We start from the raw sequence: 21,057 nt of genomic DNA, 5'->3' as shown, positions 1-21,057 counted from the left end.
GGGCCTTCGTCGTGGGTGGACGCCCGTTCAGCCGGCGTGCTGCCCGGCGCGGGCGCGGACCCGGCTGCTGTGGACGCCGGCCGCGATGTCGGCCCGGCACTCGTCGACGGCGTCCTTGCCGATCTTCTGCTCCATGATCCCGGCCACGTGCTCGACCAGCTTGGTCAGGTGCTCCTTGGTGCGCGCCAGCTGCTCGATGCGGGCGTCGACGGACGTCAGCTCCTCGTGCAGCATGCCGAGCAGCGGCACGCAGCCCGCCTCGTCGTCGGGCAGCTCGACGTCCTGGTCGAACGCGTGCGCGAGCACCAGCCGGGCCAGCCGCACGTTGAGGCCGGAGCCGATGAGGCAGCGCACGCTCCGGACCCGTTCCACATCGGACTCGTCGTAGACGCGGTAGCGCGTCTCGGTGCGCTGTGCCGTCAGCAGGCCTTGCTGGTCGTAGTAGCGCAGCATGCGCACGGTGGTGCCGGTCTTCTCCGCGAGTTCCCCGATCAGCACGTATTCCCACTCCCGCCCACAAGAGGGTTTGATCACGCAACCTTGACCCTGACGTCAGTGTCACACTTTAGCGTCGTCCGCGTGATCGCCTTCATCCTGATGCTCAGCGCATTCGCTGTGGGGACATCCGAGTTCATCATCGTCGGCGTGCTGCCCGAGGTCGCCGCCGATCTCGGTGTGGACGTGCCGACCGCAGGCCTGCTGGTGACCGCTTACGCCGTCTCCGTCGCCATCGGCGGACCCGTGCTGACCGTGTTCACCGGGCGCATCCCGCGCCGGACCCTCCTGATCTCCGTCATGGCGCTGGCCTTCGTGGCCTCCGTGGGCAGCGCCCTCGCCGACGACTACACCCTGCTGATGGCGGCGCGCATGGTCGCCGCCCTCGCGCAGGGGCTCTTCTTCGCGGTGGCGTCCCAGATCGCCGTCGCCGCCGTGCCGCCCGAGAAGCAGACCGCGGCCATCGCCAAGGTCGTCAACGGCGTCGCGCTGTCCACCATCCTGGGCATCCCGCTCGGCACGCTCATCGGCCAGAACTACGGCTGGCGGGCGTCGTTCGTGCTGGTCAGCGCGTTGACCGCGATCAGCTTGGCGGGGGTGGTGCTCGGCACGCCGAAGGTCGCGCACGTGCCGGACCCCGGCGTCCGGGCCAGCCTGTTCGCGTTCGGCCGGCGGACCGTGCTGCTCGGCCTGACCACGACGGTCCTGTCGTTCACCGGCCTGATCGCCGCGTTCACGTACGTGGCGCCCGCGCTGCGGGACGTGAGCGGGTTCGAGCCGGGCTGGGTGACCGGCGTGCTGCTCGTGTACGGCCTCGGCACGCTGGTCGGCAGCACGCTCGCCGGCAAGGTGCCGCCGCAGCGCATCGCCCGCGTGCTGCCGGTCCCGCTGGCCGTGCTCGGCGTGGTGCTGCTCGCCCAGGGGCTGGTGCTGGAGAGCAAGGTGGCCGCCGTGGTCAGCGTGTTCGTGCTGGGCGCGAGCGCGTTCACGGCGGGGCCGCTGATCCACACCTACCTGATGGGGCAGGTGGGCGAGGCGGCCGGGCTGGTCGCCTCCGTGAACATCTCCGCGTTCAACGTGGCGGCGGCGCTGGGCCCGATGCTCGGCGGCGTGGTCCTGACGAGCGGGCTCGGCCTCCGGTGGGTCGGGACCGTGGGGGGCGTGTCGACCATCCTCGGCGTGGGGGTGGCCCTGGTGGTCGGCAGGGTGACCGCGCGGTCGGCGGCCCCGGCGCAACCGTCGACGGCGCCGCTCGCCGCGCACGCGTGAGATGAGGCCCTACCGGACGGCTACCGTCCGGTAGGGCTTTTGTCAAGGCATTTCCGCGCCTACGGTCGCGGGGGTGACGAACATCGAGGCGGACACGCTGGACGACCTGATCGAGGACTGCACCGCCCTGCCGCGGGAGTTGCGCGGCGCGGCCACCGGACTGCCGGAGCCACGCGCCGCGGCGCCGTGGCAGGTGGACGACGCCCACTACGCGCAGGTGGCGGACCTGGACGCCTACGTCTGACGTCCGACGTCGGAGACGCGCGAAAACGGGAAGGGCCCTCGCCATCGCGGCGAGGGCCCTTCCCGTCTGACCTGCGGTTACCGGTGGTCGATCAGTGGAACGAGTCGCCGCACGCGCACGAACCGCCCGCGTTCGGGTTGTCGATCGTGAAGCCCTGCTTCTCGATCGTGTCCACGAAGTCGATCACGGCGCCCTCGACGTACGGGGCGCTCATGCGGTCGACGGCGACCTTCATGCCGCCGAAGTCGCGCACCGCGTCGCCGTCGAGCGTGCGCTCGTCGAAGAACAGCTGGTAACGCAGCCCCGCACAACCACCGGGCTGGACGGCGATGCGCAGGTGCATGTCGTCGCGCCCCTCCTGGTCGAGCAGCGCCTTGGCCTTCACGGCCGCCGCGTCGGTCAGCGTCACGCCGTGGGTGGGCGGGGCGTCAGGAGTCGAGGTGACTGCGTCCTGAGCGGTCGTCATGGCTCTCCCTCAGAGGTCCTTTGCGGGCATCTATTCCGGGCAAACACGGGAAGTACCCGCTTTGTTCCTGACCCCCATGGTCGCACAGGCGTCAGGGGCGGGGGTGTGACCACTGCCTCGCCACGTGCGCCGCCAGGTCGGCCAGCGTGCCCGCCGGGTCCGCCAGGCTGCGCTCGACCGACCCGACGTGCTCGGCCACCGCGTACGAGTCCTGCACACCCGCCGCGGCCGCCTCGCGCCTGCCCACGGTGACCTGCCCGGCCAGCACCACGCACGGCACGCCGCGCTCGGCCGCGCCGGCGGCCACGGCCGTCACCAGCTTGCCGCGCAGCGACTGCCAGTCGAAGCTGCCCTCGCCGGTGACGACCAGGTCGGCCCGGTCGAGCGCGGCGTCGAGGCCGGTCAGCTCGCGGACCAGGCCCGCGCCGGACGCCACCGTCGCGCCCAGGGCCATCAGCGCCGCGCCGAGACCCCCGGCCGCGCCCGCGCCGGGCCGGTCCCGCACGTCGGCCGGCGCGACCATCGCGGCCAGCCGTGCCTCCAGCCGCTCCACCGCCTCGGGTGACGCGCCCTTCTGCGGGCCGAACGTGCGCGCGGCGCCGTGCGGGCCGAGCAGCGGGTTCTCCACGTCGGCGGCGGCGATCAGGCGGTCCGTGACGGGCTGGACGGCCTCCCGCAGCCCCGCGCCGCCGTCCGTCGTGCCCGAGCCGCCCAGGCCGACCACGATGGTGTGAAGGTGGCGGGCGGCGTTGAGCAGCTCGCCGACGCCCCTCGTGGTGGCGGTCTCGGCGGTCTCGGGGCGCCGGTCGGGCGGGATGAGGTGCAGGCCGCACGCCTGGGCGGACTCGACGTAGGCGGTCCCGTCGTGCTCCAGCCACCGCGCCTCGACGGGCGTGCCGAGCGGTCCGGTGACCGTGACCCGGTGCAGCGTGCCGCCCAGGGCGGTGTGCAGGACGTCCACGAAACCGGGGCCGCCGTCGGCCAGCGGTCGGAGCCGGAGCTCGTCGTCGGGAGCGGTGCGGCGCCAGCCCTCGGCCACGGCCTCGGCGACTTCCCGCGCGGTCAGCGTTCCGCCGAAGCAGTCCGGCGCAATAACAACTCGCACCTCGCGAACAGTACTTATCGGGGCATCTCCTACTCTGGTGCGGTGAGGTTCCTGCGCCGCAACGCCGACGAAGCCACCGAGTCCACCACCACCGAGGACGCTCCCGCGGAGGTGAACCCGGCCGACCCGTCGCGCACCCCCGGCAAGGGGCGGCCCACGCCGAAGCGGCGTGAGGCGGAGGGCAAGCGACGCGGTCCCGTCCCGCCGCCGCCCCGCACGCAGCGCGAGGCGTTGAAGCGGGCGCGCGGGAGCAAGGTGTCCAAGGAGGAGCGGCGCGCCGCCAACCTGGAGCGCCGGCAGCGGATGATGGCGGGCGAGGACAAGTACCTCCTGCCCCGCGACCGCGGCCCGGTGAAGGCCTACATCCGCGACGTGGTCGACTCGCGGCGCAACCTCATGGGCCTGTTCATGCCGCTCGCGATCCTGGTGTTCGTGGCGCTGCTCGTGCCGATGCCCGCGGTCCAGCAGTACGCGACGCTGCTGACCACGTTCATGCTGCTGGCGATGATCGTCGAGGGCTTCGTGCTCGGCCGGCTGGTGGCCAGGCGGGTGCGGCTGAAGTTCCCGAACGACACCACCCGCGGCCTGTCCATCGGCTGGTACTCGTTCATCCGCGCCAGCCAGCTGCGCCGGCTGCGCGTGCCCAAGCCGCGGGTGAGCCCGGGCGACAAGGTCTGACCACGCCTGCGGCCGCGTGCGCGGGCGACGGGGTCACGGGGTCACGGGGAGTTCATTAGCTTGCCGAACGAGTTGTCACTAGACTTCGTGACATGGAGTTCCGACGCCTCGGCCGCAGTGGCCTGAACATCAGCGAGATCTCGTACGGCAACTGGCTCACCCACGGCTCCCAGGTCGAGGAGGACCAGGCCACCGCGTGCGTGCGGGCGGCGCTCGACGAGGGCATCACGACCTTCGACACCGCCGACGTGTACGCCAACACGAAGGCGGAGTCGGTGCTGGGCCGGGCGCTGGCCGGCGAGCGCCGCGAGTCGCTGGAGATCTTCACGAAGGTCTTCTGGCCGACCGGCCCCGGCGGTCCGAACGACAAGGGCCTCGGCCGCAAGCACATCATGGAGTCGATCGACGGGTCGCTGAAGCGGCTCCAGACCGACTACGTGGACCTCTACCAGGCGCACCGGTACGACAAGTCCGTGCCGCTGGAGGAGACCATGCTCGCCTTCGCGGACGTCGTCCGCCAGGGCAAGGCGCTCTACATCGGCGTGTCCGAGTGGAACGCGGACCAGATCGCGCGCGGCGCGGCGCTGGCCCGTGAGCTGAACGTCCCGTTCATCTCGAACCAGCCGCAGTACTCGATGCTGTGGCGGGTCATCGAGTCGCAGGTCGTGCCCACGTCCGAGCGCGAGGGCATCAGCCAGATCGTCTGGTCCCCCATCGCCCAGGGCGTGCTGACCGGCAAGTACCTGCCCGGTCAGCCCGTGCCCGAGGGTTCGCGGGCGACCGACGAGACCGGCTCGAAGTTCATCCAGCGCTTCCTGCGCGACGAGGTGCTGGAGAAGGTGCAGCGGCTCAAGCCGCTGGCCGACGAGGCCGGGCTCTCGCTCGCCCAGCTGTCGGTGGCGTGGGTGCTGCAGAACCCGAACGTGGCGAGCGCGATCATCGGCGCGTCACGCCCCGAGCAGGTGCGCGAGAACGTCAAGGCCGCCGGCGTGAAGCTGGACGAGGAGCTGCTGAAGAAGATCGACGACGTGCTGGAGGGCGTGGTCGAGACCGACCCGCGCTTCACCGTCACCCCCTGACGCGGTTCACGTCGAGAAGCCCCGCTCGGACTATCCGGGCGGGGCTTCCGCGTTCCGGACGATCGCCGTTCCCCGCGCCGGCCTGGGTCGGCTGCCGATCGCCGAAGCGCTCACCCCGCTGACGGACGCCCTGAACGACCCCGCCCCCGGGTCCGCGCCAACGCCGCCACCGCCCTCGGGCGCCTCTCCCCGGCCGACCTGCCCGACCGCCTGGCAACGGTCGTGCTGGACCCGCACCCGGCCGTCCGCTCCGCGGCCACCGCCGCCCTGCGACGGACCACTCCCCCCGCCGACGACTGACCGACAGCCGCTGACCAGACCCCCGCGCGTCGGGGGCTCAGGTCCGCTTGCCGTAGACCTCCCGGAAGCTGCGCTTGATCGGCGCGCCGCGGGTCAGCTGCAACATCGCGCCCGCGCACCGCCCCAGCAGCGTCTTCGACCGCCGGTGGTAGTCGACGCTGATCCGGCTGCCGTCCCCGTGCGGTTCGACGCGGAAGTCGAACATGCCACCCGGTTCGAAGATCGTGCCGTCGGTGATCACCGAGTGGACGACCGAGTCCGTCCACTCGTAGGTGACGCGCTCCCACACCTCCAGCCCGAGGAACGCGCTGCCCTCCGTCACGTCGGCGGTGCCGGCGCCCAACGCGTGCACCCGGTAGAGGTGCGGGGCGAGGTTCGGCCAGATCGCCGGCCTGCGCTCGGAGAAATCGACCATCGCGCCGATCACCTTCGCCGGCGGGTCCCGCACGTCCAGCTGGAACGTGAACTTCGGCACGTGAAAACGGTACCCACGGCGCCGCGGCGGCGCCGCGCGAAATCGGCCCGGTCTACTCGGCCGGGGCGAGGGACATCGGGCCGTAGACCTCCGACTCGCTGCGCAGGAGCGTCACCTGGGCGACGCCCGCCTCCCGCAGCTCGACCCACGCCGAGCCGAACCAGTCCTCCGCCTCGGTCTGGTCGGCGAACGCGACGTGCGGGCCGTCCACCTCACGCCCCTGCTGGTCCTGGTACCGCCACCGGTACTCCACGACGATCACCTCCCGCTGTGCGCGCCGGGTAACGTTCCCGGTCAGGCTATGTCCTCCTGGAACAGATGGAGTGCGGTGTGACGCGTCGGACACTGGTGCTGGGCGGCGCTCGTTCGGGCAAGTCGGCGCACGCGGAGGGGCTGCTCACGGACGACGTCGTGACGTACGTCGCCACGGCCCGCCGCTACCCCGACGACGCCGACTGGGAGCTGCGGATCGCCCAGCACGTCGCCCGCCGGCCGGCCACGTGGACCACGGTCGAGGCGCCGGCGCCGAATGACCTGATCGCCCTGCTCACCGCGACCAGCGAGAGCGACCCGCCGATCCTGGTGGACGACGTCGCGACCTGGCTCAACGGCGTGCTGGACGACGCGGGCGCGTGGGAGGGCCACGGCATAGGGCAGGTGGAGGCGGAGTGCTCGGCGCTCGTCCGGGCGGTCTCGCGGACGCGCAGCCGGTTGGTCCTGGTGTCGGCGGAGGTCGGGCTCGGCGTCGTGCCCGCCACCCACTCTGGCAGGCTCTTCCGCGATCACCTCGGTTCGCTCAACGCGCGGCTGGCCGAGGTGTGCGACGAGGTGCTGCTGGTCGTCGCCGGAATCCCACTGCGACTGCGCGAAGCCGGAGGTAGTCGGTGACCATCGAGTTCCCGCCCGTCGAGCCGCCGAACGAGGACGTGCGCGGCCAGGCGATCGCCCGGCACGCCGTGCTGACCAAGCCCGTCGGGTCGCTGGGCCGGCTGGAGGAGCTGGGCGCCTGGGTGGCGGCGTGCCAGGGCGAGTGCCCGCCGCGGCCGTTCACCCGGCCGCGCGTGGTGGTGTTCGCGGGCGACCACGGGGTGGCGCGGCACGGCGTGTCGGCGTACCCGAGCGAGGTCACCGGCCAGATGGTGGCGAACTTCCTCGCGGGCGGCGCGGCGGTGAACGTGCTGGCGAACGTGGCGGGCGCGACGGTGCGCGTGGTGGACGTGGCGGTCGACTCGGACACGCCGGTCGGCGACGTCAAGGTGCGGCGCGGCTCGGGGTCCATCGACCGCGAGGACGCGTTGACGCCCGAAGAGGCCGTGAAGGCCGTCGAGGTCGGCCGCAAGCTCGTGGACGACGAGGTGGACGGCGGCGCGGACCTGCTCATCGCGGGCGACATGGGCATCGGCAACACGACGCCGGCGGCGGTGCTGATCGCGGCGCTGACGGGCTCGGAGCCGGTGGCCGTGGTCGGCCGCGGCACGGGCATCGACGACCAGGGCTGGATGCGCAAGACGGCGGCGATCCGGGACGCGCTGCGCCGCGCCCGGCCGGTGATCAACGACCCCCTGGCGCTGCTGGCCACCGCGTCGGGCGCGGACATCGCCGCGATGGCCGGGTTCCTGGCGCAGGCGGCGGTGCGGAAGACGCCGGTGATCCTGGACGGCGTGGTGGTCGGCGCGGCGGCCGTGGTCGCCGAGGAGCTGGCGCCCGGCGCGCGCGAGTGGTGGGTGGCCGGGCACAAGTCCGCCGAGCCCGCGCACGCGTTGGCGCTGGGGCACCTGGGCCTGGAGCCGTTGCTGGAGTTCGACCTGCGGCTCGGCGAGGGTTCCGGCGCGGTGGCGGCGCTGCCGCTGGTCGTGATGGCGACCCGCATCCTGGCCGAGATGGCGACCTTCGACAGCGCGGGCGTCTCCGGACCCGCCTGATGCGGCTGGCGCTGTCGTGGCTGACCGTGCTGCCCGTGCGGGTCGGCGAGGTCGACGCGCGGGCGGCACGGCGGGCGATCTCCCTTGCGCCGCTGGTGGGCCTGCTGCTGGGCGCGGCGGTCGTCGGGCTGCTCCACGTGCCGCTGCCGGACCTGGTGGCCGGGTTCCTGGTCGTGGGGTTCCTGGCGTTGGCGACGCGCGGGATGCACCTCGACGGCTTGGCCGACACGGCCGACGGCCTGGGCTGCTACGGGCCGCCGGAGCGCGCGCTGGCCGTGATGAAGGACGGTGGCGCGGGGCCGTTCGCGGTGGTGGCGCTGATCGTCGTGCTGGGCGCGGAGGCCGCCGCGTTCCCGACCGTCCACTGGGGAGCTGTGCTGCTCGCCCTGACGGCGGGACGGGCCGCGTTCGTGCTGTGCTGCCTGCGCGGGGTGCCCGCCGCACGGCCGGAAGGGCTGGGCGCGCTGGTGGCGGGCAGCCAGCCGGTGTGGGCCGCGGCGGCGTGGTGGGCGGCCCTGGCCGCGGCGGGGTTCCTCGTGCACCCGTGGCACGGTCCGCTCGCCGTCGCCCTGGCGGCCGCACTGGTGTTGTTGCTGGTCAGGCACACGCGTCGGCGGTTCGGCGGGATCACCGGCGACGTGCTGGGCGCGGCCTGCGAGACGGCCACCCTCACCGTGCTGGTCGTGCTGTCCCTGTGACGGGCAGCGCGGCGAGGGTGGCGCCCGGCGCCTAGTCGATCTTCGTCATCCAGCCGTGGGGGTCGGCGACCTGGCCCTGCTGGATGCCCGTCAGGTGGTTGCGCAGCCTCATCGTCACGTCGCCCGTGCGGCCGCCGGAAACGCTGAACTCGCCGTCCGCGTGCTTCACGTGCCCGACCGGCGTGATCACCGCGGCGGTGCCGCAGGCGAACACCTCGGTCAGCTCGCCCGACTCGGCCTTCTTCTCCCACTCCTCGGTGGAGATCCGGCGCTCCTCGACCGCGTAGCCGAAGTCGGCCGCCAACCGCAGCAGCGAGTCGCGGGTGATGCCGGGCAGCAGCGCGCCGGACAGCTCCGGCGTCACCACGCGGGCGTCGTCACCGGAGCCGAGGACGAAGAACAGGTTCATCCCGCCCATCTCCTCGACCCACCGGCGCTCCACCGCGTCCAGCCAGACGACCTGGTCGCAGCCCTGCTCGGCGGCCTGCGCCTGCGCCACCAGGGACGCCGCGTAGTTGCCCGCGAACTTCGCCGCGCCGGTGCCGCCGGGCGCCGCGCGCACGTACTCGGTCGACAGCCACACCGTCACCGGCTTCAGGCCGCCCGCGAAGTACGAGCCGGCGGGCGAGGCGATGAGCACGTACAGGTACTCGGTCGCCGGCCGCACGCCGAGGCCCTTCTCGGTGGCGTAGAGGAACGGCCGCAGGTACAGCGACTCCTCGGGGATCGACGGCACCCACCGCGCGTCGACGGCCAGCAGTTCCCGGATCGAGCCGAGGAACAGGTCGTCGGGCAGTTCGGGCATCGCCAACCGGCGGGCCGACGCGCGGAAGCGCTCGGCGTTCGCCTCGGGGCGGAAGGACGCGATCGAGCCGTCGGGCTGGCGGTACGCCTTGAGCCCTTCGAAGATCGCCTGGCCGTAGTGCAGCACCATTGCCGCCGGGTCCAGCTCCAGCGAGTGGTAGGGCTCGACGACGGCGTCGTGCCAGCCCTGCTCGCGGTTCCAGCGGATCGTCACCATGTGGTCGGTGAAGTGCTGCCCGAAGCCCGGCTTGGCGAGTACCTCCGCAACGCGCTCCGGGGTCGCCGGCTGCGGGTTGGGGGTCCGGGTGAAAGGCAACGCGGTCGTCATGGCAGCACGATAGCCGCCACTGGGACGTCGGAAAATCGCTGTCCCGACCCTCGGACCTCCGACCATCCGGACGGGTCAACCGACGGGCTGCCGGAGCCGACCCAGCGCGATCAGCCCGGTACCCAGCGCGAGCGCCGCTCCGGTGATCACGAGCGCGTCGGCGGGCGCGCTCATGGCGAGCAGGACGGACAGGCCGAGGCCGAGGCACGCGGTGCGCATGGGCCACGTCCGGTCCTCTTGCAGCAGCACGCGCGCCGAGGCGTTCGTGAAGCCGTAGTAGAACGCGGTGCCGCACGCGCCCACGGCCAGCGCGGTGGACGGCGGGAGCGCCACCACGGCGAGGACGGCGAGCGCGGCGCTCACCACGTCCAGCGGCCAGCCGGCGCGGATCGGGGGCAGGTCGCCGGTCTCGGTCATGCCGACCAGCGTGCGCCGGGACGAGGCCAGCACGAACCACAGCGACGACACGGCGGCCACCGCCGCGCCGAACCCGAGCAGCGGCAGGAGCCAGCGGCCGTCCGCGACGACCAGCGCGTCCCGCAGCGGGGCGGGGCTGAGCGCCAGGCGGGCCGCGCCCAGCTGCCGCAGCACCGCCGCGCCGACGCCCAAGGCGACCAGCAGCACGACACCGATCACCGCGGGGACGGCGAAGTGCAGCACCCGGGCGGAGAACACCTGGTCACCGGGCCTCGGCGCGGTGATCCGCTCGAACCCGACGAACGCCGTGAACAGCAGCAGGGACGCGCCCATGAGGCCGTCGAAGCCCGGTCCGGACGCCGGTTCGGCCACGGCGCTGTTGTCCGGCGGCGCGACCGAGAAGCACACGAGCACGACCAGCACGAGCACGCCGAGCACCACGGCGGTCGCCGCCACGCTCAGCCCCGTGCTCCACCGGACCCCCGCCGCGCTCAGCGCCACCGTCACCGCTATCAGGCACAACGCGGCCATCACCCGGTGGTCGGGAACCACGTACGCGCCGAACATCCCGGCCAGCGCGGCGGCGACGCCCGCCCTGCCGACGAGGTGCGCGCTCGCGCCGATGCGCGCGGGCCACGGCCCGAGCTGGTTGCGGATGTAGGCGTAGCCGCCGGGGGCGTCCGGGTAGGCGCGGTGCTGGTCGGCGGTGGAGAACGCGCAGCACAGGGCCGTCACGGCAGCCAGGACCACTCCGGGCAGCAACCAGGGGCCCGCGAGGGCCGCCGCCGGGGCGAATCCGGTGAACACACCGGCCCCCAGCGTCGCGCCGAGGGCGAGCACCACGGCCCCGGCACGGGGCGTGATTGTCACCGGTACACAGTCGCAGATGGATCGGGTGACCGCTAACGCCCGGTGGGACGACCCTCGTTCGTGTTAATTGTTACTCGGTGCTATCGACGGTGCGACGGTCAAGTGTGTGAACGGCACCTTTAGCATTCGTCACGATCCACCCCGATCCCGCCGCAAGACCAGGAAGCGCCGGGAGGACCTCGTCAAGGAGCCGCAGTGACCGCGCCGAAACTGGCCATCACCGACAGTGACCTGAGCAGCACCGCCGCCGACGCCGTGGTGGTGGGCACACTCCAGGGCGCGGACGGCCTCGCCCTCGCGGGCGCCTCCGAGGCGGTGAACGCCGCGTTCGACGGCACGCTGGCCGACGTGCTCGCCGCCGTCGGCGCGACCGGGAAGGCCGAGGAGGTCGTCACCGTCCCGACGCTGGGCAGGCTGGGCGCGCCGGTCGTGCTCGCCGTCGGCCTCGGCAAGCCCGCCGACGACGGCTCGGTCGGCGAGGACCAGGTCCGCCGCGCGTCCGGCGCCGCCGCCCGCGCGCTGGGCGGCAAGAAGCGCGTCGTCACCACGCTGTCCGCGCTGCACCTCGGCCCCGCCGTCGAGGGCACCGTCATGGGCGCGTACTCGTTCACGGCCTACAAGTCCGACAAGGGCAACGGCCCCGTCGCGCGCGTCGACCTCGTCACGCCCGCCGAGGGCAACGCCAGGGCGCACCGGGCGACGGTGAAGGCGTCCACGGCGATCGCCGAGGCCGTCACCACGACCCGCGACTTCGTCAACACCCCGCCGAACGACCTGTTCCCCGCGTCGTTCGCGGAGCGCGCCGCGGCGCTGGCCAAGGCCGAGGGCCTCGAGGTCGAGGTGCTCGACGAGAAGGCGCTGCGCAAGCAGGGCTTCGGCGGCATCCTCGGCGTCGGCGGCGGCTCCAGCCGTCCCCCGCGCCTGGTCCGCATCACCTACCGCGGCCCGAAGGCGGGCAAGAAGGTCGCGCTGGTCGGCAAGGGCATCACGTTCGACACCGGCGGCATCTCCATCAAGCCCGCCGCGGGCATGGACGAGATGACCTCGGACATGGGCGGCGCGGCGGCCGTGATCGCCACCGTCGTGCTGGCCGCGAAGCTGAAGTTCCCGCTCGAGGTGACCGCGTGGGCGCCGATGGCGGAGAACATGCCGTCCGGCACCGCCTACCGGCCCGGCGACGTGCTCACCATGTACGGCGGCAAGACCGTCGAGGTGCTCAACACCGACGCCGAGGGCCGGTTGATCCTGTCCGACGCGATCGTGCGCGCCTGCGAGGACGCCCCGGACTACCTGATCGAGACGTCCACGCTGACCGGCGCGCAGGTCGTGGCGCTCGGCAAGCGCACCGCCGGCGTCATGGGCACGGAGGACTTCCGCGACCGCGTCGCCGCGCTCGGGCGCGCGGTGGGCGAGCAGGCGTGGGCCATGCCGCTGCCCGACGAGCTGCGCGGCGACCTCGACTCGCGCGTCGCGGACCTCGCGAACGTGGCCGGGCACCGGTTCGGCGGCATGCTCACCGCGGGCGTGTTCCTGCGCGAGTTCGTCGCCGAGGGCGTGACCTGGGCGCACATCGACGTGGCCGGGCCGTCGTTCCACACCGGCGCCCCGTACGGCTACACCACCAAGGGCGGCACCGGCGTCCCGGTCCGCACCCTGGCGGCGGTGCTGGCCGACATCGCGGCCAACGGCTGACCGGCACGCCACCGGTCAGCACACCACCGGTCAGCCCCGCACGAGTCAGTACGCGAGGCTGATCGCCTTGCCCGCGGTCCCCGGGTCGGCCAGGCAGCGCAGCACCAGCGCCGCCAGGTCGGCCCGGGACACCGTCGAGCCGCCGCGCACGGTGGTGTCGACGGCGGTGCGGAACGTGTCCGTGCGCGGCCCGTCGGTCAGCCGCGGCGGACGGGCGATCGTCCACTCCAGACCGCTCGCGCGCACGACGTCCTCCATCCGCGCCATGTCACCCCACGGATGCCTGAGCACCCGGCGCAGGATCGGCTTCACCAGGTAGCGCGTCAGCGCGTCGTCACCGTCGGTGATCATGCCGCTGTTGCTGACGACGACGAGCCTGCGCACCCCGTGCGCCTTCATGGCCACGACCAACGCCTTCGTGCTGTCGGTCTGCACGGACGTCGGCTTGCGCACCGATCGCGCGCCGATGGCCGACACGACGGCGTCCGCGCCGGCGAGGTGCGGGCCGATCGAGTCGGGGTCCATCACGTCGGCCACCGCGTCGCGGCCGTTGCGCGTCCGGACGATCGCGGTGACCTCGTGGCCCGCCTCCCGGGCCAGCTCGACGATCTTCGAGCCGGTGCCGCCGCCGGCTCCCAGAACCGTGATCCTCATGCGCGCGCCCTTCGGTTGGTGAGTGCTCACTAACCACCTAGGATAACCCCATGACCACCCGGGACCTCATGCTCGACGCGGCGGCCCACGTCATGCGCACCAAAGGGCTCGCGCGGGCGACCACGAAGGAGATCGCCAAGGCGGCGGGCTTCTCGGAAGCGGCCCTGTACAAGCACTTCGCGGACAAGACCGACCTGTTCCTGGCCGTGCTGAGGGAACGCGCGCCGAGCGACCTGCGGACCCTGCTGCACGGCCTGGAGGCGGGCCGCGGCGACGTGCGCGCGACGTTGGTCGACATCGCGCGGGCCGCGATCGCGTTCTACGTCGAGACGTTCCCGATCGCCGCGTCGATCTTCTCCGAGCCGACGCTGCTCGCCGCGCACCGCGACGCGCTGAAGGCGCACGGCACCGGTCCCGGAGTCCTGCCGCGGACGCTCGCCGAGTACCTGGAGGCGGAGCGGGACCTGGGCAGGCTGCCGGCGGGCATGGACCCCGGATCGGCCGCCGACCTGCTCCTCGGCGCGTGCCACTACCAGGCGTTCCTCGGCTTCTTCACGGACTGGCCGACCGACCCCGAGGCGTTGGTCGGCACGCTGTGGACCGGCCTCGGCTAACCCTGGTTCTTGCGCCGGGAGTACTCGCGCATCCGCTTCGGGTAGCCGACGATCCCCGCGTCGTAGATCGGGATGCCGAGCTTCTTCGCCAGCCGCTTCGCGCCCTCGACGCCGTCGATCCGGCGGCGCGTCCACTCGCCGTCGTGCGCCACGAACACGACCGTGGTCTCCGTCACGGTCGTCTTCGGCTCGACGTACGCCTCGACACCCCGGCGCGCGGCGGCCCACTGCTCCAGGTGGCCGGTGTCCGTGGACGTGGCCGATCGCAACACACCGGGGCGCTGCTTCCTGCGGAAACGGTCGAACAGGCCCACCGGGCCACCTCCTGCCAGGACTTCTCCCGACCATGGTGCCGGCGCGCGTGTGAAGGCAGGGGCAAATCGGGCGAACGGACACCGCGTCGGCACCGTTCACGCGGTAATGACAAGATGGCAACCACACGCGCGCACCCGCGCGGAGTAAGGCATCAAGCTCTCCAGGGAGATCCCGTGACCGACACCTCCGCCGACCTCGTGATCCTCGGTGGCGGCTCGGGCGGCTACGCCTGCGCGTTCCGCGCGGCAGAGCTCGGCCTGTCCGTCATCCTGGTCGAGAAGGACAAGCTGGGGGGCACCTGCCTGCACCGCGGTTGCATCCCCACCAAGGCGCTGCTGCACGCGGCGGAGGTCGCGGACAACGCCCGCGAGGGCGACCAGTTCGGCGTGAAGTCCTCGTTGGAGGGCATCGACATCGCGGGCGTCAACTCCTACAAGGACGGTGTGATCAGCCGGCTCTACAAGGGGTTGCAGGGTCTGGCCAAGGCCAACAAGGTAACCCTCGTCGAGGGCGCGGGCACGTTCGTCGGCCCGAACGCCGTCGAGGTGGACGGTCGGCGGTACACCGGCAAGAACGTCGTCCTGGCGACCGGCTCCTACGCGCGGAGCCTCCCCGGCCTGGAGATCGGCGGCCGGGTCATCACCAGCGACCAGGCGCTCAACCTGGACTTCATCCCGGAGAAGGTCGTCGTGCTCGGCGGCGGCGTCATCGGCGTGGAGTTCGCCAGCGTGTGGGCGTCGTTCGGCGCCGAGGTGACCATCGTGGAGGCCCTGCCCCGCCTGGTCCCCGCCGAGGACGAGTACGCGTCCAAGCAGCTGGAGCGCGCGTTCCGCAAGCGCGGCATCAAGTTCAAGACCGGCGTGAAGTTCACCGGCGCCACGCAGAACGGGTCGGGCGTGTCGGTCACGCTGGAGTCCGGCGACGTGCTGGACGCGGACCTGCTGCTGGTGGCCGTCGGCCGCGGCCCGAACACCGCGGGCCACGGCTACGAGGAAGCCGGCGTGAAGATCGACCGCGGCTTCGTGATCACCGACGAGCGGCTGCGCACCAACCTGCCGAACGTGTACGCCGTCGGCGACATCGTCCCCGGCCTGCAGCTCGCGCACCGCGGGTTCCAGCAGGGCATCTTCGTCGCCGAGGAGATCGCCGGGCAGAACCCGAAGGTCATCGACGAGGCGGGCATCCCGCGCGTCACCTACTGCAAGCCCGAGGTCGCGTCGGTCGGCCTGTCCGAGGCCGCGGCCAAGGAGAAGTACGGCTCCGTCGAGACGTTCGTGTACGACCTCGCGGGCAACGGCAAGAGCCAGATCCTGAAGACCGCCGGCGGTGTCAAGCTCGTGAAGGCTCCCGACGGCCCGGTCGTCGGTGTCACCATGGTCGGCGAGCGGGTCGGCGAGCTGATCGGTGAGGCCCAGCTCATCTACAGCTGGGAGGCTTACCCCGAGGACGTGGCTCCGCTGATCCACGCCCACCCGACCCAGACAGAAGCCCTCGGCGAGGCCTTCCTCGCCCTGGCCGGCAAGCCGCTGCACGTGCACGGCTGACCGTCGCACCCCAGTCAGCCGATCCCCGACCCACGCACGAGGAGTCAGCGAACGATGGCCTTCTCCGTCCAAATGCCCGCACTCGGCGAGAGCGTCACCGAGGGCACGGTCACCCGCTGGTTGAAGCAGGAGGGTGACCGCGTCGAGGTCGACGAGCCCTTGCTGGAGGTGTCCACCGACAAGGTCGACACCGAGATCCCGTCGCCGGCGGCGGGCGTGCTCCAGAAGATCGTCGCCCAGGAGGACGAGACCGTCGAGGTCGGCGCCGAGCTGGCCGTCATCGGCGACGGCTCCGACTCCGGTTCCTCCGACCCCGCTCCGGCCCAGGAGTCGGCCCAGGAGTCGGCGCCCGCGCCGCAGGCCGAGGCCGCTCCCGAGCCCCAGGCCGAGCCCGAGCCCGCTCAGGCCGAGGCCCCGGCCCAGCCCTCGGCTGAGGCTTCCGCCCCGTCCGGTGGTTCGGCCGAGGGCACCCCGGTGACCATGCCCGCGCTGGGCGAGAGCGTCACCGAGGGCACCGTCACCCGGTGGCTGAAGGCCGTCGGCGACTCGGTGGAGGTGGACGAGCCGCTGCTGGAGGTGTCCACCGACAAGGTCGACACCGAGATCCCGTCCCCGGTGGCGGGGACCCTGCTGGAGATCAGCGCGGGCGAGGACGAGACCGTCGAGGTCGGCGGTCAGCTCGCGGTGATCGGCTCGGGTTCGCCCGCGCCGGCCCAGCAGGAGGCCCCGAAGCCCGCGCCGGCTCCCGCTCCGGCCCCGGCTCCGGCTCCGCAGGCCCCGGCTCCCGCGCAGGAGGCTCCGAAGCAGGAGGCCCCCAAGCAGGAAGCGCCCAAGCAGGAGGCTCCGAAGCAGGAAGCGCCCAAGCAGGACGCCGCGTCCGAGGAGTCGGCCAACGGCGCGCCGTACGTCACGCCGCTGGTGCGCAAGCTCGCGTCGGAGAACGGCATCGACCTGTCGACGTTGAAGGGCACCGGCGTCGGCGGTCGCATCCGCAAGCAGGACGTGCTGGCCGCCGTGGAGGCCGCGAAGGCCCCGAAGCAGGAGGCCCCGAAGCCGGCCGCCGCGTCCGCGCCCGCCCAGCGGGTCGCCACCCCGGCCGCCGACTCGGGCAAGCGCGGCACCGTGCAGAAGCTGCCCCGGCTGCGGCAGATCGTGGCGCAGCGCACGCGTGAGTCGCTGCAGGTCTCGGCGCAGCTCACGCAGGTGTTCGAGGTGGACGTCACCAAGATCGCCCGGCTGCGGAACAAGGCCAAGGCGGCGTTCGAGCAGCGCGAGGGCACGAAGCTGACGTTCCTGCCGTTCTTCGCCAAGGCGGCCGTCGAGGCGCTGAAGCAGCACCCGGTGCTGAACGCGTCCATCGACGAGGAGAAGAAGGAGATCGTCTACCACGGCGCCGAGCACCTGGGCATCGCGATCGACACCGAGCGCGGGCTGCTCAACGCGGTCATCGCGAACGCGGGCGACCTGAACCTGGCCGGCCTGTCGCACAAGATCGGCGACCTGGCGGCGCGGGCGCGGGCGAACAAGCTCACGCCGGACGAGCTGACCGGTGGCACGTTCTCGCTGACCAACCTGGGCAGCAACGGCGCGCTGTTCGACACGCCGATCATCCAGCAGCCGCAGGTCGGCATCCTGGGCGTCGGCGTGGTCAAGAAGCGCCCGGTGGTGATCACGGACGAGAACGGCGACGACACCATCGCCATCCGGTCGATGGCCTACCTGGCGCTGACCTACGACCACCGGCTGGTGGACGGCGCCGACGCGGGCCGCTTCCTCACCACCGTCAAGAACCGCCTCGAAGAGGGCGCGTTCGAGGCCGACCTGGGCCTCTAGGTCGACCACCGAGGCGAAGGCCGCTCCCGCTCGCCGGGGGCGGCCTTCGCCGTGTCCCGGCGTCGGCCGGCACCACCCGCCGGCGGACCGCCTCCCGCCCGGCACGCCGTACGGTCCCGCAAACCGCGACCGGCGTGGTGTGGGTGACACCGCGGCCGCTGTGCAACCGGCCCTCCCCTGCGAGACGATCAACCCATGCGGGTTGTGATCGCGGGATCCTCGGGCTTGATCGGCACCAGCCTGGTCGCCGCGCTGCGCGGTGCCGAGCACGACGTCCTGCGGTTGGTGCGGAGGCGGCCCGCGGCGCCCGACGAGCGCGGGTGGGACCCGCCCGCCGGTCGGATCGACGCGGGCGCGCTGGACGGTGTCGACGCCGTCGTCAACCTGTGCGGCGCGGGCGTCGGCGACAAGCGGTGGAGTGACGCGCGCAAACAGGTGCTGCTGGACAGCCGCACGGTGCCGACCGAGGTGCTGGCGGGCGCGGTGGCCGAGCACGGCGTGCCCGTCCTGGTGAACGCGAGCGCGGTCGGCTACTACGGCGACACGGGTGACGCGGTGGTCGACGAGTCGACCCCGTCCGGCACCGGGTTCCTCGCCGGGATGTGCCGGCAGTGGGAAGCCGCCACGTCGCCGGCCGAGGCGGGCGCACGGGTCGTGAAGCTGCGCACCGGACTGGTCATCAGCCCGTCCGGCGGTCTGTTCGGCAAGCTGAGGCCGCTGTTCTCGTTCGGTCTCGGCGGGCGGTTCGGCGACGGCCGCCAGTACATGCCGTGGGTCTCCCTGGACGACGCCGTCGCGGCCATCCGGTTCGTGGTCGAGCGGGACGACGTGTCCGGTCCCGTCAACGTCACCGCGCCCAGCCCCGTCACGAACGCCGAGTTCACCCGCACGGTGGGCCACGCGCTGCACCGGCCGACGCCGTGGGTGGTGCCCGCCTTCGCCCTGAAGGCCGTCCTGGGCGACGCGGCCGAGGAGGGCGTCCTCGCCGGCCAGCGCGCGATCCCGCGGGTGCTCGAACGGCACGGCTTCCAGTTCCTGCACCCCGCCCTCGGGGCCGCCGTGTCGGCGGCCGTCACCGGGTGATCGCGCCGCTGGTCGGCGTCGTCCTGGCGCTGGCGTCCCTCGTCCTGGGCCTGTCGGTGAACGACGACGTGCCCGCGCTGGACCGGGACCTGCACCTGGCGGCCGTCGGGCTGGGCCCCGGTTTCACGCACGCGGCGGCGGTGGTGAGCTTCGTGCTCAGCCCCGGCCTGGCGACGATCGCGCTGCTGTCGCTGCTGATGCGCGCCCTGCTGGCGAAGGACGTGTTCCTGCTGCGGTGCGCCGTCCTGCTGGCCGCGTGCTGGTCAACGCTGCTCGCCCGGCACGGCTACCAGCGGGTGCGGCCGATCGAGTTCCCGAAGTGGAGCTACCCGAGCGGGCACGTCACGGCGGTCACGTCGGTCGCGTTCACGGGCGTGGTGCTGTGCGCGTGGCTGGCGCGCCGGCACCTGAAGCGCGCGGTGGCCCTGGCCTGCGCGGCGGTCGCGCTGACGGCGGCGAGCCGGGTGGTGCTGGAGATGCACTGGTTCACCGACACGGTCGGCGCGGTCCTGGGGGTGGTGGGCGTGGGGCTGGTCGTCGCCCGTGCCCTGCGGCTGACACCCGTGGGCGTAGGGTCGAACCGTGAGCAGTCCTGACCTCTCCTGCCGCACCTCGACCGATCCGATCGACGTGCGTGAGCTGGGCACCATCGACTACCTGGCCGCGTGGGACCTGCAGCGCGAGCTGGCCGAGGCCCGCGCGGACGGCGCCGTCGGCGACACGATGCTGCTGCTGGAGCACCCGCCCGTGTACACCTGCGGCCGGCGCACCGAGCCCGAAGAGCGACCCAAGGGCGGTGACGTCCCGGTCATCGACGTCGACCGCGGCGGCAAGATCACCTGGCACGGTCCGGGCCAGCTGGTCGGCTACCCGATCGTGGGGTTGGCCGAGCCGCTGGACGTCGTGCAGTACGTCCGCCGCCTCGAACAGGCGCTGATCCACGTGTGCGACCAGCTCGGCGTCCCCACGGGTCGCGTCGAGGGTCGCAGCGGCGTGTGGATCGCGGCCGACGACAAGGGCGTGGAGCGCAAGATCGCGGCGATCGGCATCCGGGTGCAGCGCGGCGTGACCATGCACGGGTTCGAGATCAACTGCAACGCGGACCTGTCCGGGTTCGGCGCGATCATCCCGTGCGGCATCCGGGACGCCGGGGTGGCGTCGCTGTCGCACGAGCTGGGCCGGGACGTGACGGTGGCCGAGGTGCTGCCCCTGGCCCGCCAGGCCGTCATCGACGCGCTGAACGGCGACCTGCCGTTGACGGACCGCACGCTGGTGCGCGACCAACCGGTCGCCGCGGGCGTCACGTTCGCCGTCCAGACGGCCTGACGCCCTGCCCGCCACCGGGCGGCTGACAACGACCCGCACTCCCCTCTAGCATTCCGGAATTACGGACTACCAGAGGGGAGTTTCGTCGTGCTCCTGACCCGACGGCACCTGTTCCGGACGTGCGGGGTGGCGGGCGCCGCCGCGCTGCTGCCGGCCCTGTCCCCCGTGCCCGCCACCGCCCAGCCGGACGACTGGCTCGCGTGGTTCCGGGCCAACCGGCAGCACGTCGCCGTGGCGCTGGACGACGGCCGGGGCGGCCGGGTCGCGCACCGCGCGCACGAACGGCAGCCGCTGGCGTCGGCGGTCAAGGTCGTGCACCTCGCCGCGTACGCGAAGGCCGTGGAGACCGGTCTGGCGCGGCCGGACGAGAAGGTCCGGGTCGGCGACTGGGAGCAGTACTACCTGGGGCTGGACGGCGGCGCGCACCAGGCGTCCCTGCGCGCCCTCGGCATCCCGTTCGCCAACGGCGTCACGGCCGACGACCCGCGCCGGTTCGTCACGCTGGACGACCTGGCCGCGGTGATGATCCGGCACAGCGACAACGCCGCCACCGACTTCCTGCGGTACCGGCTGGGCGAGGGACTGGTCCACGCGACGGCGGCCCGGTGGCCCGTCCTCCAGGTGCCGGAGATCCTGGCCGAGGTGCTGCACTTCGTGCTCGGACGCCGGGTGGGCGTGCGGAAGTACCTGAGCGACCCGCAGCTGCAGCTGGAGGTGATCGGGAAGTTCCCGGACGTCCCCAAGACCTACGAGGGTCAACGGCCGTGGGCGCGCGGCACGTGGGCGGGCACGGCGGCGGCGCTGAGCCGGGCGCACCGGGAGCTGACCGGCGTCCCGGCGGCCCGC

Annotated in this window: 24 protein-coding genes and 1 pseudogene; 16 read left to right on the top strand and 9 right to left on the bottom strand. The window is 72.9% G+C overall.

Annotated elements, in window-relative coordinates; genetic code table 11:
- Positions 1 to 27 precede the first annotated feature (27 nt).
- Positions 28 to 534 carry a MerR family transcriptional regulator gene (locus ACFQ3T_RS14505; protein ID WP_380723771.1) on the bottom strand — a complete coding sequence of 169 codons (507 nt, stop codon included), beginning with the start codon at positions 532 to 534 and terminating at the stop codon, positions 28 to 30.
- Positions 535 to 579: 45 nt separating this feature from the next.
- On the opposite strand from ACFQ3T_RS14505, the gene ACFQ3T_RS14500 reads away from it, so the two are divergent.
- Both ACFQ3T_RS14500 and ACFQ3T_RS14495 read left to right on the top strand, forming a co-directional pair.
- Positions 580 to 1,764, top strand: coding sequence for an MFS transporter (locus ACFQ3T_RS14500; RefSeq protein WP_380723770.1), 1,185 nt, complete (start codon positions 580 to 582; stop codon positions 1,762 to 1,764).
- A 73-nt stretch (positions 1,765 to 1,837) separates the two neighbouring features.
- A complete protein-coding gene (locus ACFQ3T_RS14495; protein ID WP_380723769.1) occupies positions 1,838 to 2,008 on the top strand; it encodes a hypothetical protein in 171 nt (56 codons plus the stop codon).
- A 91-nt stretch (positions 2,009 to 2,099) separates the two neighbouring features.
- Here the strand turns inward: ACFQ3T_RS14495 and ACFQ3T_RS14490 are convergent, their stop codons facing one another.
- Positions 2,100 to 2,474 (bottom strand): HesB/IscA family protein, encoded by a 375-nt coding sequence (locus ACFQ3T_RS14490; protein WP_380723768.1) that lies wholly within the window; start codon positions 2,472 to 2,474, stop codon positions 2,100 to 2,102.
- Positions 2,475 to 2,565: 91 nt separating this feature from the next.
- Positions 2,566 to 3,579: a glycerate kinase family protein gene (locus tag ACFQ3T_RS14485; RefSeq protein ID WP_380723767.1), complete on the bottom strand. Its 1,014-nt coding sequence runs from the start codon at positions 3,577 to 3,579 to the stop codon at positions 2,566 to 2,568.
- 42 nt (positions 3,580 to 3,621) lie between these two features.
- On the opposite strand from ACFQ3T_RS14485, the gene ACFQ3T_RS14480 reads away from it, so the two are divergent.
- From ACFQ3T_RS14480 to ACFQ3T_RS14470, 3 genes and pseudogenes are all read left to right on the top strand, one after another.
- Entirely contained in the window at positions 3,622 to 4,257 is a 636-nt protein-coding gene (locus ACFQ3T_RS14480; RefSeq protein ID WP_380723766.1) for a DUF3043 domain-containing protein, read from the top strand.
- Positions 4,258 to 4,349: 92 nt separating this feature from the next.
- A complete protein-coding gene (locus ACFQ3T_RS14475) occupies positions 4,350 to 5,336 on the top strand; it encodes an aldo/keto reductase family protein (protein ID WP_380723765.1) in 987 nt (328 codons plus the stop codon).
- A gap of 150 nt (positions 5,337 to 5,486) precedes the next feature.
- Positions 5,487 to 5,636, top strand: a pseudogene (locus ACFQ3T_RS14470) (HEAT repeat domain-containing protein); the annotation flags it as partial.
- Positions 5,637 to 5,673: 37 nt separating this feature from the next.
- Here the strand turns inward: ACFQ3T_RS14470 and ACFQ3T_RS14465 are convergent.
- Together ACFQ3T_RS14465 and ACFQ3T_RS14460 are read right to left on the bottom strand one after the other, a co-directional pair.
- Positions 5,674 to 6,111, bottom strand: coding sequence for a hypothetical protein (locus ACFQ3T_RS14465; protein ID WP_380723764.1), 438 nt, complete (start codon positions 6,109 to 6,111; stop codon positions 5,674 to 5,676).
- A 52-nt stretch (positions 6,112 to 6,163) separates the two neighbouring features.
- A complete protein-coding gene (locus ACFQ3T_RS14460) occupies positions 6,164 to 6,364 on the bottom strand; it encodes a hypothetical protein (protein WP_380723763.1) in 201 nt (66 codons plus the stop codon).
- A 77-nt stretch (positions 6,365 to 6,441) separates the two neighbouring features.
- Here ACFQ3T_RS14460 and cobU point away from each other — a divergent pair, with 77 nt between their 5' ends.
- The 3 genes from cobU to cobS are packed head-to-tail and all read left to right on the top strand — an operon-like array spanning position 6,442 to position 8,731.
- Complete coding sequence (cobU, locus tag ACFQ3T_RS14455; protein ID WP_380723762.1) at positions 6,442 to 6,999, top strand: bifunctional adenosylcobinamide kinase/adenosylcobinamide-phosphate guanylyltransferase; 558 nt, start codon at positions 6,442 to 6,444, stop codon at positions 6,997 to 6,999.
- A complete protein-coding gene (cobT, locus tag ACFQ3T_RS14450) occupies positions 6,996 to 8,033 on the top strand; it encodes a nicotinate-nucleotide--dimethylbenzimidazole phosphoribosyltransferase (RefSeq protein WP_380723761.1) in 1,038 nt (345 codons plus the stop codon). Before cobU ends, cobT begins: the two co-directional genes overlap by 4 nt.
- Positions 8,033 to 8,731, top strand: a complete 699-nt coding sequence (gene cobS / locus ACFQ3T_RS14445) for an adenosylcobinamide-GDP ribazoletransferase (RefSeq protein ID WP_380723760.1) — start codon at positions 8,033 to 8,035, stop codon at positions 8,729 to 8,731. The genes cobT and cobS overlap by 1 nt, the downstream gene beginning before the upstream one ends.
- 31 nt (positions 8,732 to 8,762) lie before the next feature.
- Here cobS and ACFQ3T_RS14440 read toward each other — a convergent pair whose 3' ends face one another.
- Both ACFQ3T_RS14440 and ACFQ3T_RS14435 read right to left on the bottom strand, forming a co-directional pair.
- A complete protein-coding gene (locus ACFQ3T_RS14440; protein ID WP_380723759.1) occupies positions 8,763 to 9,863 on the bottom strand; it encodes a branched-chain amino acid aminotransferase in 1,101 nt (366 codons plus the stop codon).
- A gap of 75 nt (positions 9,864 to 9,938) precedes the next feature.
- Entirely contained in the window at positions 9,939 to 11,150 is a 1,212-nt protein-coding gene (locus ACFQ3T_RS14435; protein WP_380723758.1) for an APC family permease, read from the bottom strand.
- Positions 11,151 to 11,345: 195 nt separating this feature from the next.
- Here ACFQ3T_RS14435 and ACFQ3T_RS14430 point away from each other — a divergent pair, with 195 nt between their 5' ends.
- Positions 11,346 to 12,842, top strand: coding sequence for a leucyl aminopeptidase (locus ACFQ3T_RS14430; protein ID WP_380723757.1), 1,497 nt, complete (start codon positions 11,346 to 11,348; stop codon positions 12,840 to 12,842).
- 45 nt (positions 12,843 to 12,887) lie between these two features.
- Here the strand turns inward: ACFQ3T_RS14430 and ACFQ3T_RS14425 are convergent, their stop codons facing one another.
- Positions 12,888 to 13,496: an NAD(P)-dependent oxidoreductase gene (locus ACFQ3T_RS14425; RefSeq protein WP_380723756.1), complete on the bottom strand. Its 609-nt coding sequence runs from the start codon at positions 13,494 to 13,496 to the stop codon at positions 12,888 to 12,890.
- Between the two features lie 50 nt (positions 13,497 to 13,546).
- Between ACFQ3T_RS14425 and ACFQ3T_RS14420 the strand changes: the two genes are divergently transcribed.
- Positions 13,547 to 14,110 (top strand): TetR/AcrR family transcriptional regulator, encoded by a 564-nt coding sequence (locus ACFQ3T_RS14420; RefSeq protein ID WP_380723755.1) that lies wholly within the window; start codon positions 13,547 to 13,549, stop codon positions 14,108 to 14,110.
- On the opposite strand, the gene ACFQ3T_RS14415 is transcribed toward ACFQ3T_RS14420, so the two are convergent.
- A complete protein-coding gene (locus ACFQ3T_RS14415; protein WP_380723754.1) occupies positions 14,107 to 14,424 on the bottom strand; it encodes an oxidoreductase in 318 nt (105 codons plus the stop codon). The genes ACFQ3T_RS14420 and ACFQ3T_RS14415 overlap by 4 nt on opposite strands.
- A 174-nt stretch (positions 14,425 to 14,598) precedes the next feature.
- Between ACFQ3T_RS14415 and lpdA the strand changes: the two genes are divergently transcribed.
- The 6 genes from lpdA to ACFQ3T_RS14385 all read left to right on the top strand — a co-directional run.
- Complete coding sequence (lpdA, locus tag ACFQ3T_RS14410) at positions 14,599 to 15,969, top strand: dihydrolipoyl dehydrogenase (RefSeq protein WP_380723753.1); 1,371 nt, start codon at positions 14,599 to 14,601, stop codon at positions 15,967 to 15,969.
- Between the two features lie 54 nt (positions 15,970 to 16,023).
- The gene (gene sucB / locus ACFQ3T_RS14405; protein ID WP_380723752.1) at positions 16,024 to 17,802 is read left to right on the top strand and encodes a 2-oxoglutarate dehydrogenase, E2 component, dihydrolipoamide succinyltransferase; all 1,779 of its coding nucleotides are present in this window, start codon (positions 16,024 to 16,026) and stop codon (positions 17,800 to 17,802) included.
- Positions 17,803 to 17,997: 195 nt separating this feature from the next.
- Positions 17,998 to 18,885 carry a TIGR01777 family oxidoreductase gene (locus ACFQ3T_RS14400; protein ID WP_380723751.1) on the top strand — a complete coding sequence of 296 codons (888 nt, stop codon included), beginning with the start codon at positions 17,998 to 18,000 and terminating at the stop codon, positions 18,883 to 18,885.
- The gene (locus tag ACFQ3T_RS14395) at positions 18,882 to 19,481 is read left to right on the top strand and encodes a phosphatase PAP2 family protein (protein WP_380723750.1); all 600 of its coding nucleotides are present in this window, start codon (positions 18,882 to 18,884) and stop codon (positions 19,479 to 19,481) included. Before ACFQ3T_RS14400 ends, ACFQ3T_RS14395 begins: the two co-directional genes overlap by 4 nt.
- Positions 19,468 to 20,211: a lipoyl(octanoyl) transferase LipB gene (gene lipB, locus ACFQ3T_RS14390; protein WP_380723749.1), complete on the top strand. Its 744-nt coding sequence runs from the start codon at positions 19,468 to 19,470 to the stop codon at positions 20,209 to 20,211. The genes ACFQ3T_RS14395 and lipB overlap by 14 nt, the downstream gene beginning before the upstream one ends.
- Before the next feature lie 87 nt (positions 20,212 to 20,298).
- The coding region (locus ACFQ3T_RS14385) for a serine hydrolase (RefSeq protein ID WP_380723748.1) at positions 20,299 to 21,057 on the top strand (759 nt) is incomplete at its 3' end.

This window comes from Saccharothrix hoggarensis, assembly GCF_042678885.1.
Lineage (GTDB): Bacteria > Actinomycetota > Actinomycetes > Mycobacteriales > Pseudonocardiaceae > Actinosynnema > Actinosynnema hoggarensis.
Note: the sequence above shows the minus strand (reverse complement) of the source record. Positions and strands in the feature narration are given on the sequence as shown.

Coding starts and splice junctions, on each gene's coding strand:
- ACFQ3T_RS14440 (WP_380723759.1), bottom strand. CDS start 9,863: ATGACGACCGCGTTGCCTTTCACCCGGACCCCCAACCCGCAGCCGGCG.
- ACFQ3T_RS14400 (WP_380723751.1), top strand. CDS start 17,998: ATGCGGGTTGTGATCGCGGGATCCTCGGGCTTGATCGGCACCAGCCTG.
- ACFQ3T_RS14475 (WP_380723765.1), top strand. CDS start 4,350: ATGGAGTTCCGACGCCTCGGCCGCAGTGGCCTGAACATCAGCGAGATC.
- ACFQ3T_RS14420 (WP_380723755.1), top strand. CDS start 13,547: ATGACCACCCGGGACCTCATGCTCGACGCGGCGGCCCACGTCATGCGC.
- cobS (WP_380723760.1), top strand. CDS start 8,033: ATGCGGCTGGCGCTGTCGTGGCTGACCGTGCTGCCCGTGCGGGTCGGC.
- ACFQ3T_RS14425 (WP_380723756.1), bottom strand. CDS start 13,496: ATGAGGATCACGGTTCTGGGAGCCGGCGGCGGCACCGGCTCGAAGATC.
- ACFQ3T_RS14490 (WP_380723768.1), bottom strand. CDS start 2,474: ATGACGACCGCTCAGGACGCAGTCACCTCGACTCCTGACGCCCCGCCC.
- sucB (WP_380723752.1), top strand. CDS start 16,024: ATGGCCTTCTCCGTCCAAATGCCCGCACTCGGCGAGAGCGTCACCGAG.